11 protein-coding genes are annotated in these 12,354 nt (G+C 65.4%); 1 reads left to right on the top strand and 10 read right to left on the bottom strand.

Features of this window, described 5'->3' with window-relative positions:
• The first annotated feature begins 15 nt into the window (after positions 1-15).
• Complete coding sequence (locus AC5RWO_RS16685; RefSeq protein WP_498732652.1) at positions 16-1,560, top strand: MFS transporter; 1,545 nt, start codon at positions 16-18, stop codon at positions 1,558-1,560.
• A 122-nt stretch (positions 1,561-1,682) separates the two neighbouring features.
• On the opposite strand, the gene hpaD is transcribed toward AC5RWO_RS16685, so the two are convergent.
• The 10 genes from hpaD to AC5RWO_RS16735 form a co-directional block, all read right to left on the bottom strand.
• A complete protein-coding gene (gene hpaD, locus AC5RWO_RS16690) occupies positions 1,683-2,756 on the bottom strand; it encodes a 3,4-dihydroxyphenylacetate 2,3-dioxygenase (protein ID WP_498732653.1) in 1,074 nt (357 codons plus the stop codon).
• Positions 2,757-2,785: 29 nt separating this feature from the next.
• Positions 2,786-4,303 carry a 5-carboxymethyl-2-hydroxymuconate semialdehyde dehydrogenase gene (hpaE, locus tag AC5RWO_RS16695; protein WP_498732654.1) on the bottom strand — a complete coding sequence of 506 codons (1,518 nt, stop codon included), beginning with the start codon at positions 4,301-4,303 and terminating at the stop codon, positions 2,786-2,788.
• A gap of 40 nt (positions 4,304-4,343) precedes the next feature.
• Positions 4,344-5,033 carry a GntR family transcriptional regulator gene (locus AC5RWO_RS16700; RefSeq protein ID WP_498732655.1) on the bottom strand — a complete coding sequence of 230 codons (690 nt, stop codon included), beginning with the start codon at positions 5,031-5,033 and terminating at the stop codon, positions 4,344-4,346.
• A gap of 10 nt (positions 5,034-5,043) precedes the next feature.
• Positions 5,044-6,510 (bottom strand): fumarylacetoacetate hydrolase family protein, encoded by a 1,467-nt coding sequence (locus AC5RWO_RS16705; RefSeq protein WP_498732758.1) that lies wholly within the window; start codon positions 6,508-6,510, stop codon positions 5,044-5,046.
• Positions 6,511-6,673: 163 nt separating this feature from the next.
• Complete coding sequence (locus AC5RWO_RS16710) at positions 6,674-7,702, bottom strand: GmrSD restriction endonuclease domain-containing protein (protein ID WP_498732656.1); 1,029 nt, start codon at positions 7,700-7,702, stop codon at positions 6,674-6,676.
• Between the two features lie 146 nt (positions 7,703-7,848).
• Entirely contained in the window at positions 7,849-8,805 is a 957-nt protein-coding gene (locus AC5RWO_RS16715) for a serine/threonine-protein kinase (protein ID WP_498732657.1), read from the bottom strand.
• A gap of 145 nt (positions 8,806-8,950) precedes the next feature.
• On the bottom strand, positions 8,951-9,757 hold the full coding sequence (locus AC5RWO_RS16720; RefSeq protein WP_498732658.1) for an alpha/beta fold hydrolase: 807 nt from the start codon (positions 9,755-9,757) through the stop codon (positions 8,951-8,953).
• A gap of 4 nt (positions 9,758-9,761) precedes the next feature.
• Positions 9,762-10,091, bottom strand: coding sequence for a biotin/lipoyl-containing protein (locus AC5RWO_RS16725; RefSeq protein WP_074701752.1), 330 nt, complete (start codon positions 10,089-10,091; stop codon positions 9,762-9,764).
• Positions 10,084-11,064, bottom strand: a complete 981-nt coding sequence (locus AC5RWO_RS16730; RefSeq protein ID WP_498732759.1) for an alpha-ketoacid dehydrogenase subunit beta — start codon at positions 11,062-11,064, stop codon at positions 10,084-10,086. The genes AC5RWO_RS16725 and AC5RWO_RS16730 overlap by 8 nt, the downstream gene beginning before the upstream one ends.
• A 115-nt stretch (positions 11,065-11,179) precedes the next feature.
• Positions 11,180-12,226 (bottom strand): thiamine pyrophosphate-dependent enzyme, encoded by a 1,047-nt coding sequence (locus AC5RWO_RS16735; protein WP_498732659.1) that lies wholly within the window; start codon positions 12,224-12,226, stop codon positions 11,180-11,182.
• Positions 12,227-12,354: the final 128 nt, after the last annotated feature.

Raw genomic sequence — 12,354 nt, forward strand, 5'->3', positions numbered from 1 at the left:
GCGTATGAATGGAGGGTGACCGCACCGCTGAATCCGTCCCAGGATCCGGACTATGTTCTGGATCCTGGCCGTTGGCGCATTCTTGGGGTCCTGCTGGTCACCGTCTTCATGGCGCTGGTGGGCGTCAGCATTGTCAATGTCGTGCTGCCCTCGATCCAGACCGGGCTGGGTGCCAGCCAATCCGATATTCAGTGGGTGCTCTCCGGATATGCGCTGACCTTCGGCATCGTGCTCGTGGCCGCCGGGCGCGCCGGCGATATCTTCGGCCGGGGCCCGATTTTCATAGCAGGGTTGGTGATCTTTACCCTCTCGTCGATCGCCGCAGGCCTGGCCCCCGATGCATTCACTCTGAACATCGCCCGGTTCATTCAAGGCCTTGGCTCCGGGCTGCTCAACCCACAGGCAATCGGAATGATCCAGCAGTACTTCCGGGACGGCGAGCGGGCCCGGGCTTTTGGCCTGATGGGCACGGCCATTGGTGTCTCGGTTGCCATCGGGCCGTTGCTGGGGGGGTTGCTGGTCCAGATTTTCGGTGTGGAGCACGGTTGGCGCTGGACGTTCCTGGTCAACGTTCCCGTGGGCATCCTGGCCTTGATTCTGGCCTTCCTCTGGTTCCCGAAGCCCATGCTGAACGGCTCACCTCCGGCACGTGCCGCACCCGTGGAGGTCGCCGACCCCGAGTCCATCCCGCTGGGCCGGTCATGGTTGCCGTTTACCAAAGCACGGCCGGCCGGCTATCAACCGCGGGACCTGGACCCTTTCGGGGCGTTCCTGCTGGGCCTTGCCGTCCTTATTGTGCTGCTGCCCTTCGTCGAGTCTCGCGGCTCGGCCTGGACTTGGGCGATGCTGCCCGCCGGTTTGGCGGTCCTGGCCCTTTGGGCGTGGTGGGAGCACCGTTACAAACTGCGCGGCCGCAGTCCGATGGTGGATCTGCACTTGTTCCGCGGTGCAGGCTTCACCAATGGCACCATCATTTCCGGGCTCTACATGCTCGGCATGACCAGTGTCTGGGTTCTCGTTGCGCTCTACGTCCAGAACGGGTTGGGACGTACCGCGTTGGAGGCAGGCCTCATCAGCTTGCCCGCAGCCATCATGGCAGCCGTGGGGTCCCACTGGTCCGGCGGAAAGGTGATGGAGTACGGGCGGCGGGTAGTGATCTGGGGAATCCTGTGCGCCCTCTTCGGGCTGGGTTCGAGCGTGCTGGTCATCCATTGGCAGACGGCGTTCGGCCTGAACTTTTGGTGGCTGCTGTTTACGCTGTCCTTCGTGGGCACGGCGCAGGGGCTGGTGATCAGCCCGAACCAGACGTTGACACTTGCCGACGTTCCCCTGGATTATGCGGGCAGCGCCGGGGGAGTGCAGCAGACGGGACAGCGGATCGGCACCTCCGTGGGGATCGCGATGATGACGGCAATCGCCTTTGCCACCTTGGCCCAAACGGATTGGCAAACGGCCATTACCGTGGGCTTCGGCGCGATCGCCTGCGTGGTCCTGGTAGCGCTGGCCGTAGCAGTCATGGACCACCGGCGTCGGCTGGTCGAAGTAGCCGGCGCCGCATAAAGGCGCCACCGTACGGTGTCTTGAACGTCCGCCGGAACGCACGGCGGCTAAGGCGATTAAATGCACGACGGCGGGGTGCGGCTATGTGCCGCACCCCGCCGTCGAATTTTGTTACAGCTTGGCTAGAGTTGGGCGCCGACCTTGAAGCCGCGCTCCTGGCCCGGTTCGCGGGTGTAGGAGAAGCCGTCGGCTCCGATGGTCACGGCCATTTCGGAGGCGTCGGTGCGCTGGATGACTTCCTGGGGGTTGCCGTCCAGGTCCAGGACCAGGGAGGCCTCGGTGTACCAGGACGGCACTACCGGGTTGCCCCACCAGTCGCGGCGCTGGTTGTCGTGGACGTCCCAGGTGACGGTGGGGTTGTCCGGGTCTCCGGTGTAGTAGTCCTGGGTGTAGATCTCGATGCGGTGGCCGTCCGGATCCAGGATGTAGAGGTAGAACGCGTTGGAGACGCCGTGGCGGCCGGGGCCGCGTTCGATCCGGTCGGAGATGCGCAGGGCGCCCATCTTGTCGCAGATCTGGATGATGTTGTGCTTTTCGTGCGTGGCGAAGGCAACGTGGTGCATGCGCGGGCCGTCGCCGCCGGTGAGGGCGGTGTCGTGGACGGTCTGCTTGCGGTGCATCCAGGCCGCGTAGGTGACGCCGTCGGAGTCCTTGATGTCTTCGGAGACGCGGAAGCCCAGGTCCTCGAGGTACTTGCGGCCGCGGGGGACGTCAGGGGTGACCTGGTTGAAGTGGTCCAGGCGGACCAGTTCACCGGCGCTGTAGAGGTCGTAGCGCTGGGTGAGGCGCTCGACGTGCTCGACGTCGTAGAAGAACTCGTAGGGGAAGCCCAGCGGGTCCTCCACGCGGACGGAGTCGCCGATGCCCTTGGAGAAGCCGTCCTTGCGGCGCTCGGTGCGGCAGCCGAGTTCCTTGTAGTACGCCTCGGCGGCGTCCACTTCGGCCGGGGACTTCACCCGGTAGGCAAACGATGCCACGGCGGCGACCGGGCCCTTGCGCAGCACCAGGTTGTGGTGGATGAACTCCTCGAAGGAGCGCAGGTAGATGGTGTTCTCGTCCTCTTCGGTCACGTGCAGGCCGAGGACGTCCACGTAGAACTCGCGGGACTTGGCCAGGTCCGTCACGACCAGATCCATGTACGCGCAGCGGACAATGTCCGGAGCAGGGACGCTGGGCTTGGGAATTTCGTTGCTCATGGTGTTCATTCCTTCGTCGCTGAAGCGGTTTAGTAATCGATCTCGGACGCCGCCTCGGCGCCGAACTTCGGGGTGTGGACGCTGCCGAGTGTGATGTGGACGGCCTGCTGGTCGGTGTAGAAATCGATGGAGCGGTAGCCGCCCTCGTGGCCGAGGCCGGATGCCTTCACCCCGCCGAATGGCGTACGCAGGTCGCGGACGTTGTGGCTGTTCAGCCAGACCATGCCGGCTTCAACGTTCTGGGAGAAGTTGTGTGCGCGGGTCAGGTTCTGGGTCCAGATGTAGGCGGCCAGACCGTACTTGACGCCATTGGCCAGTTCCAGGGCTTCCTCATCGCTGTCGAACGGCGTGATGGCGACAACCGGGCCGAAGATCTCTTCCTGGAAGATCCGGGCATCCGGCTTGACGTCGGCGAAGACGGTGGGGGAGACGTAGTTGCCTTCCTCCAGGCCTTCGGGGCGGCCGCCGCCGGCGATGAGCCGGGCTTCGGACTTGCCGATTTCCACGTAGCTCATGACTTTGTTGTAGTGCTCGGGGTGGACCAGGGCGCCCACCTGGGTCTTCGGGTCATGCGGGTCGCCAACTACAATGTTCTTTGCCCGGGCGGCGTACTTCTCGAGGAACTCGTCGTAGACCGGGCGCTCCACGAGGATGCGCGAACCGGCGGTGCAGCGTTCGCCGTTGAGCGAGAAGACACCGAACAGTGCCGAATCGATGGCGGCGTCGATATCCGCGTCGGCGAAGACGACGCAGGGGCTCTTGCCGCCGAGCTCCATCGACAGGCCCTTGAGGTTTTCGGCCGCGTTGCGGAAGATGGTCTGGCCGGTAGTGGTCTCCCCGGTGAACGAGATCAGCGGGACCTCCGGGTGCTTGACCAAGGCGTCGCCTGCTTCTTCGCCCAGGCCGTTGACCAGGTTGAAGACGCCGGCCGGTACGCCGGCCGCGGTGAAGATGTCGGCCCAGAGCGAAGCGGACAGGGGAGTGAACTCGGCCGGCTTGAGCACCACGGTGTTGCCGGTAGCCAGGGCCGGGGCAAGCTTCCAGGACTCAAGCATGAACGGGGTGTTCCACGGCGTGATCAGGCCCGCAACACCGATCGGCTTGCGGTTGACATAGTTGATCTGCGAGCCGGGGACCTTCATGGCGTCGTCGAACTGGGCGACAATCAGGTCTGCGAAGAAGCGGAAATTCTCGGCGGCGCGCAGCGCCTGGCCCTTGGCCTGAGTGATCGGCAGACCGGTGTCGAAGGTCTCCATTTCGGCCAGACGTGCTTCCTGGGCCTCGACGGCGTCGGCGATCTTGTTCAGGACCCGGGCGCGTTCGCGCGGCTTCATCTTTGGCCAGGGGCCGTTGACGAAGGCCTCTCGGGCGGCGGCGACAGCGGCGTTGATGTCTTCCTTCTGGCCGGCTGCCGCGGTGGCGTAGGTCTTGTTGGTCACCGGATCCAGCACGTCGAACGTCTGGCCGCCGACCGAGTCGACGAACTTGCCGTTGATGAAGTGCTGGATGTGGGTGGGCAGGTCCTCGGGAACGTAGTGTTCGGCCACGATGCACCTTTCTTTCTGGGTTGTTCTTGCGCTTGTTCGGCTAGATGGCTGACGCTGGCTGGTTGTGCTGAGCCATGTAGGCGTTCAGCGTGCCCGTCCGGTGTGCCCGGGCGGCCATCTCGATCTCGTGGACGTCGGCCCGCGATTCGATCAGGGCGATGAGCTGGTCGTGTTCTTCAACTGACTTGCGCGCCCGTCCCGGTACCAGGTCGAAGCTGGAGGCCCGCATGGCGTTCAGCCGGTTCCAGCCGCGGTGGACCAGGTCCAGGATGTGCGGGTTGGGGCAGTGGCCGTAGAGGATGGCATGGAGTTCGTTGTTGATCCGCGTGAAGCGTTGCGGTTCGAAATCTTCCAGGCACCGGCGCAGTTCGGCATTGAGCCGACGGGCGTTGTCGATGTCCGCCGCAGTGATCAGCGGGGCGGCCAGGGCGGTCGCGGCTCCTTCGATCACGCTCAGGGTCTGCATGGTGTGCAGGTAGAGCGTGGCGTCGACGCCGGCCACCGTGGCCCCGACATTGCGCTCGAACTTGACCAGTCCCTCGGCCTCCAGCCGGCGGATGGCTTCCCGGACCGGCACCACGCTGAAGCCGAGTTCTTCGGCAATGCTGCTCAGCACCAGGCGGTAGCCGGCCACGAGGGCGCCGCCGGTGATCCGGTCTTTGAGCACCTCGTAGGCCTGTTCCGACTTCGATCGGGCCTCGGTACGTGCGGGGATGGCAGTGGTGGACATCGTCTTGCCGTTACTGCCCGCCGCCGGCGGCGACCCATTCGTGGTACTTGGCGACCCAGTCCTCATTCATCGGGAAAAGTCCGTCCACCTTGTGCCCTTCCTGAACCATCTGGAAGACAAAGGCATCGCGACGCTCCTGCTCGACGGCCTCGTCAGCTACTTCCTCGGCAAGCGACGGCGGCAGCACCAGGATGCCGTCGGCGTCCGCCACGATGATGTCGCCCGGCTGTACGGTGGTTCCGCCACAAGCAACGGTGATGTCGGTGTCCCACGGAACGTGCTTGCGCCCGAGTACGGCCGGATGCGCCGAGGCGTAGAAGGCCGGGATATCCAGGCCGGCGACGGCGGTGAGGTCACGCACGCCGCCGTCGGTAATCACACCGGCGGCGCCGCGCTTGTGGGCGCGCAGAGCGAGGATGTCACCGAGCGTGCCGGCGCCCTTTTCGCCGCGGGCCTCCATGACCAGGACGTCGCCCTCGTTCAGATCATCGATGATGCGCTTCTGGGCGTTGAAGCCGCCGCCGTGGCTCTTGAACAGATCCTCGCGGTTGGGCACATACCGCAGGGTGCGGGCGGTACCGATGACCTTGCGGTCGGTCTTGGTCGGCTGCAGGCCATCGATGCTGACATTGTTCAGCCCGCGCTTACGCAGCGCGGCGGAGATGGTGGCCGTGGCGACGGAAGCCAGTTTGGCCTTCAGTTCCTCGGTCAAAACCGGTTTCTCGGCGGCCAGCCCGGCGGCTTCTGCCGACCCGAAGGCATCCTCGCGGTCCTTGTCGGTGACCTTGGGGGTGTTGCCGAATTCCGCGAACGGTACCTCGCCCTGGATGACGGTGGTTACGAGACGGCCGCTGCTCAGCGATGTGGACGGGGAATCCACCTCAACCTCGACGACGTCACCCGGGACGATGACCGAGGAACCGGCCGGCGTGCCGGTGAGAATCATGTCGCCCGGTTCCAGCGTCATCAGCTGGGACAGGTCGGCGATGATCTGGGCAAAGGGGAAAATCAGTGCCTCGGTGGTGTCATCCTGGACCAGTTCGCCGTTGACCCAGGTGCGGACGCGCAGTGCCGCCGGGTCTACCTGGTCGGCCGGAATGAGGGCCGGGCCCACCGGGGTGAAGCCGTCGCCGGACTTGGACCGGATGTTGGAACCCTTGTCCGCATACTTGATGTCGTAGATGCCGAGGTCGTTGCTGGCGGTGACGGCGCCGACGTAGCTCCAGGCGTCCTCGACGCTGACGCGGCGGGCGGGCTTGCCGATGACCAGGGCAACTTCGCCTTCGAACGCGAGCAGTTCCGTGCCGGCAGGCCGCTCCACCGTGCCGCCGCTGAGGCTCAACGAGGACGAGGCCTTCATGAAGTAGGACGGGTTGGCCGGAACGCGTCCGCGCTGGGCTGCCCGGGAAGAGTAAGAGAGGTGCACCGCGAGCACCTTGCCGGTGCTTTTCAGCGTGGCAGAATCGACGGGCTGCAGCGTGACCGCTTCGGTTTCCTGAGCGACATGTGCTTCAGACAAGACATCCTCCTGCTTATGTATGAAATCGTATACGATCCATCATGGCCTGTGCCGATGATCACGTCAACCCCTGGCCGAAGTTTTCCGGCCGCTTGTTCACTGAACGTGGAATCATCGGCGGCTAAGGAGTTACGACGGCGGTCATCCCCGCCTTGATTCCGCTGGCAACAGCGCCGGCTGACAGCGCAATGACCGTAGCCGGTCCGCCGGGACCCGACGCGCTGTACCACTGGTCGGCCGCGCCCGTGGTGCCGCCGAGGAACTTGACCGTATAGTCGCCGGGCGGCAGGCCGGTCAGCTCAAAGGCGCCTTCCAGCCGGACCTGCGTTTCCCGCACCAGCGACTGGTCGGCGTCGTACGCCTGCACGGCCATTCCCTTGAAGGGGATGCCCGGCGGCCCTGCGACGACGGCCCCAATGATCGCGGCCGGTCCGACACCCGGGTCCAGACCGAGCGGAGGGACTCCGACCGGGATGTTCCGGCACATGTTGGTCTCCGCCTCGTCCAGCTGGATCATGAGCGCGTCGTACTCAGCAGGATCGACGCTCAGGTTCCAGCGCGCCTTGATCCACACCCACTCCTGAGCGTATTTGCAGTGCACGCCGAAATAGGGCGGCCACCAGTGCGCGGGATCCGAGGAGCCGCGCTCCTTGTTGGCGCCGGTCGACAGGATGGTCAGGGTCAGGCTGTTGGTCAGATCGTTGGCGAACTCGCGGCGCTGCTCAGGCGTCCATGCCCAGGCCCCGGAGTGCCAGGCCTCTTCAAGCGGAACAAGGTGCGCCACATCCATCTGGGCCGGATCCTCTAAGACCTGCATGTCCCAGACGGCGGGCCATTGCGCCTTGCTGACGGTACAGGGGGAGGACATCGTTGGGTCGCTGGCGTTGGCGATCAGGACGTGTTCCTCAGTAGTACAGCCGTCCGGCCGCATCACGGGGTAGTCGAAGGCTGCTTGCCGGAATTCCGGACCCGCAGGGGCCCGCTTGACCAAGGTGGTGAGCAGGGCACGTCCCGTAGTAATCCCGCGGGGAGGGTAGCCGTCGGACGAGATATCGCTGAGCTGGAGTGCCGTCGGGGTTGCCGGGAGCCCTTCGGTGAAGCCGGCCGCCCCGCTCGCACAGAGCGCAAGGGAAATGGCAGTAGCCAACATCGTGCAGTGCATCAAAGCTCGACTCATTGCCGTGCCCAACTGTTGCCCGTCATGGGTTCTACCCGGATTCTACGCCGTCTGGCTCGGCGGGCGTAGCCCCTCGGGATGACTCATTGAAAACCTCCGCGTAGCCGAGGCCGCCGGAGTTAACCGACGCTGGGGGCCCGGTTCGGCGGAGCCGGAATGATGACGTTGCCTGTGGTGACATTGCCCGTGTCTACCCCGTTGTGGGCGGCCGGTTCCGGGGCAAGCTCAGGAGCAGGGAGGGACGGCATGGATGTTTCCGTCCAAGACCGCAAGGTCAAGGCGACATCGTGCGCCGTCGGGCGATCCTGCGGTTCCCTGGCGGTCATGTCACGCAGCAGCTGGCCCCATGCCGCTCCGAGATCCTCAGGGATTTCAGGATCGCGCAGCAACCGGGCAACCGCGGCTTCGACGATCGGCCCCGGAAAGGCTTTCTCGCCGGTGAGACATTCCAGCAAGACCAGGCCAAGCGAATAGATGTCGGAAGCGGGCGTCACCGGATGGCTCAGTGCCTGTTCCGGGCTCAGGTAATTTGCCGTTCCGATTGTGGCACCGTGAACTGTGGAGACTGAAGCGTCAACTACGCGTGCGATGCCGAAATCGGAGAGTTTTGGATGCAGACGGGTGTCCTGGCTGCCGGTATCGGCGATCAGGATGTTGGCCGGCTTGACGTCCCGGTGGACTACGCCGTTCTCGTGGATGTAGTTCAACGCGTCCGCCAGATCCGCGCCAATGTTCGCCGTCGTCGTTGGATCCAGCCGTCCGACTGCCGCCAGTGTTTTGCGCAGATCCCGGCCGTCGATCAACTCCATCACCAGATAGCTAGTGGTGGCTCCGTCGTCCGACTGATAGAGGCCGGCGTCGAAAAGCGTGACAAGCACAGGATGGCTCAGCGTGGCTAGCAGCAGCGTCTCCGTGTGCTGGCGTCGGTATTCGTCGTCGTCCGGGGTGGTGGGGGCGAACATTTTGACGGCAACTTCACGTCCAAGTGATTCATCCGTCGCACGGTATACCGAGGCCGCACCACCGGTACCGATAAGGTCACCGGTCCTGTAGCGTCCCCCGAGGAATAAGTCCACTAAGCCTCCAGGGCCGGGTATGAAAGGTTTTTATCTAGTAAGTAGTCTACCTTCCCGGGCGGAGCAGTAGGCGCCATAACGCCAAAACGGAAGGCACACCACATCGGGCGTGCCTTCCGTTTTTGCCGTACCGTGACGGACCGGTTCAGCCGGCGAGGAATTCGATGGCGGCATTCTTGAACGCACGGCTGGTGACCGCGTTGGCATGGGTCCGGGCCGGCAGCCACAACAGCTCGGCGTTGCCGCTGAGCTTGGCCAGCTCCGGCGCCGTGGCGGCCAGTTCGTCTTTCTCGCCTGCCACCAGCAGCACCGGCATCCGCGGCACCGCCTCGGCCGGAACGAAGGGCTCGGTCTTGATGGCCTCGATCATGGTCAGCAGCGCGAAGACGTCATTGCTGGGCACCAACGTGGCCATCCGGAGTAGTTCGGCCGTGGTCGGGTCGGCGATCTCCGTCCCGTCGGCCAGGTACTGCTGCGCCGCGCGCAGATCGAAGTCCGCCAGCGGATCCCCAACGCCGGGCCCGCCCAGGACCATCCGGCGCACCATTTCCGGCTGCGTGGCGCCGAACTCCCAGGCCAGACGTGCGCCCAGCGAGTAGCCGATGAGATCCACCCCGGTGGAATCGTCGTCGTCCTTCAGCGGCCGGACGTGGGCGTTGTAGATCAACTGCAGCAGATCCGCGCGGATCCGGCTGGGGGAGTACGCGTCCATTTCCTCGGGGGAAGGGCTGCCGCCATGGCCGGGCAGGTCCACCGTGACCACCCGCCGCCCGGCCTGCGTCAAGGCGGTGATCCAGCCGGCGTCCTCCCAGTTGAGCTTGGCGGAGGACGCGAAACCGTGCAGCAGGATCACCGGCCGGCGCGGACCGGTGGTGCCCTCGGCGGCCTCGTGGATCCGCACGTTCAGGTGCGGATCCACGCCCTCGACGGTCTGCTCCCGGTGCCTGCCCACCGGACTAGTCCTCGTCCAGGTTGGCGCTGAGGCGGACGCGCCGCTTGGGCGCCTCCTCCTTCGGCACGGTGCCGACGATGCCTGCCGTGTCGTCCGGAACTTCAAAGACGATCAGCGGGTCGCCCACCTTGATGGTCTCGCCGGGTTCGCCGTAGGTCCTGACCACCTTGCCGGCCTGCGGCGAGGGCAGCTCCACCGCCGACTTGGTCGTCTCCACTTCCACCAGCGGGTGGTTGCGTTCGATCATTTCGCCCTCGGTGACCAGCCATTCAAGCACGGTGGCCTCGATCAGGCCCTCGCCCAGGTCCGGGAGGGGGAAGGAAATTTCAGCCACGGCGATACTCCAATACTCGCTGGATCCCGTACAGGATGCGGTCAATGTTGGGGATGTACTCGTCCTCGAGGTCTCCTGAGGGATACGGTACGTCGAAACCGGTCACCCGCTCAACGGGTGCCTTCAGGGTGCCGAAGCAACGCTCGCTAATGATCGACGCGACTTCGGCGCCCAGACCGGAGGTCCGGGGCGCTTCATGAACGACGACGGCGCGGCGCGTCTTGGCCACGGAAGCTGCCAGGCCCTCGGCGTCGATCGGCTTGAGCCAGCGCAGGTCCAGGACCTCGATCTCGATACCGTCCTCGGCCGCGAGGTCGGCAACCTGCAGGCAGCGGGCCACCATGGCGCCCCAGGCCACCAGGGTCAGGTGCTTGCCCTCGCGGACCACGCGGGAACCGGTCGGGCTGTAGCCTGCCGCGTCGGCGCCGGTGTTGACCGGGCCCTTCTGCCAGTACCGGGACTTCGGCTCCATGAAGATGACCGGGTCCTGGCGCGTGGCCGCGTACTTGAGCAGGTGGTACGCCTCGTTCGGTCCCGAGGGGGAAACAACCTTGAGTCCGGGTACGTGGGCGAACATTGCTTCCAGCGATTCGCCGTGGTGTTCCGGTGCCCGGATGCCGCCGAAGCTCGGCACGCGCAGCGTAATGGGCATCGGCAGTTTGCCGCGGCTGCGGTAGTTCATCCGGCCGACCTGGCAGATGATCTGGTTCACCGCAGGGTAGGCAAAACCATCGAACTGTACTTCCGGGATGGGGTGGTAGCCGGCCATGGCCAGCCCCACGGACATGCCCAGGATGCCGGACTCGGCCAACGGGGTGTCGAAAACCCGCGCCTCGCCGAACTTCTTCTGCAGGCCGTCGGTGATGCGGAAGACGCCGCCGAGCTGGCCGACGTCCTCACCCAGGATGAGGGCGCGCGGATTCTCCGTCATGACTTCGGCCAGGGCCCGGTTCAGGGCCTGCTGCATGGACATGGTTTCGGTGGCTCCGGCGTCCGCAGGCTCCGGGAAGTCCTGCACGGATTCCTGCTGGACGTCGGCGGCAGCGGTGTTGTCCTGGGCGGCTTCGAGGTCGCTCAGGGTAGTGTGCTCAGACATGTTCCGATTCCTCCCGCCAGGCGCTGGCCTGTGCCTTCAGTGCTTGTGTGGGTTCCTGGTAGACAAAGTCGAACATCTCCGTGCCGGGCCGTGGACCCAGCGCGTTGATGCCTGCGCGGATCTGCTCTTCCTCCGCCTTGCCCGCAGCCAGAGCTTCTTCAAAGAAGGCTTCGTCGGCGATCCCGTCGGCCAGCAGCCGGCCGCGCATCCGCGCCAGGGGGTCTTCGCCGCCGTCGGCACGTTCTTCTTCGAGGGTGCGGTAGCGGCCCGGATCATCACTGGTGGAGTGCGGCCCGCGCCGGTAGGTCATGGCCTCGACTACCGCCGGTCCCTTGCCTGCACGGGCATGCGCCAGCGCTGCGGCGGTCGCCTGGGTGACGGCAACGACGTCGTTCCCGTCAACCTGGAGGGAGGGCATGCCGTACCCTGCCGCCCGGCTGGCCACCGAGCCGCCGGCTACCTGGCGCTCGGTCGGGACCGAGATGGCCCAACCGTTGTTCTGGATGAAGAAGACGACGGGGGCCTTCATCACAGCGGCAAAATTCATCGCCTCATGGACGTCGCCCTGCGAGCTGGCGCCGTCGCCAAAGTAGGTGATGGCCACGCCGAGTTCTCCTGCCGGCGTTCCGTCCAGGGTCTGGCCGTGCGCCCAGCCGACCGCGTGCAGCACGGAGCCGGCCACTACGGCCTGGATCGGGGCGAAGCGCGAGGCCTTGGGGTCATACAGGCCGCCGTGCCAGGTGGCCTTGTGGGTGGACATGTATTCCACCATGTCCACACCGACGGTGCGGGCAACGCCCATTTCGCGGTAGGTGGGGAAGACAAAGTCGCGGCTCATGTCCAGTGCGTAGCCGCTGCCGACCTGCGCCGCTTCCTGGCCCAGCTGCGGAGCGTACCCGGGGATCAGACCCTGGCGCTGCCAGCGGATCGCCGATTCGTCCAGGTGGCGGACCGCCACCATCAGCCGGTACAGCTCCCTGAGCTCCTCACCGGCCAGCTCGGCCCGGCCTGTCCCGTCCAGAGCAAGAACATCAGCCATGCTGTTTCCTCCATATCGTCTGCGTGGCCGCGGTGCCGTGCCCGCGGTCGAGAGCCGCAGGCGGCCCGGCGGCCGTCCTGTAAGTGACCATAGTCACGGGCAGGAGGGGTGTGCAATATGGAAGAAAA

The organism is Arthrobacter sp. B055-34 (genome assembly GCF_059090425.1).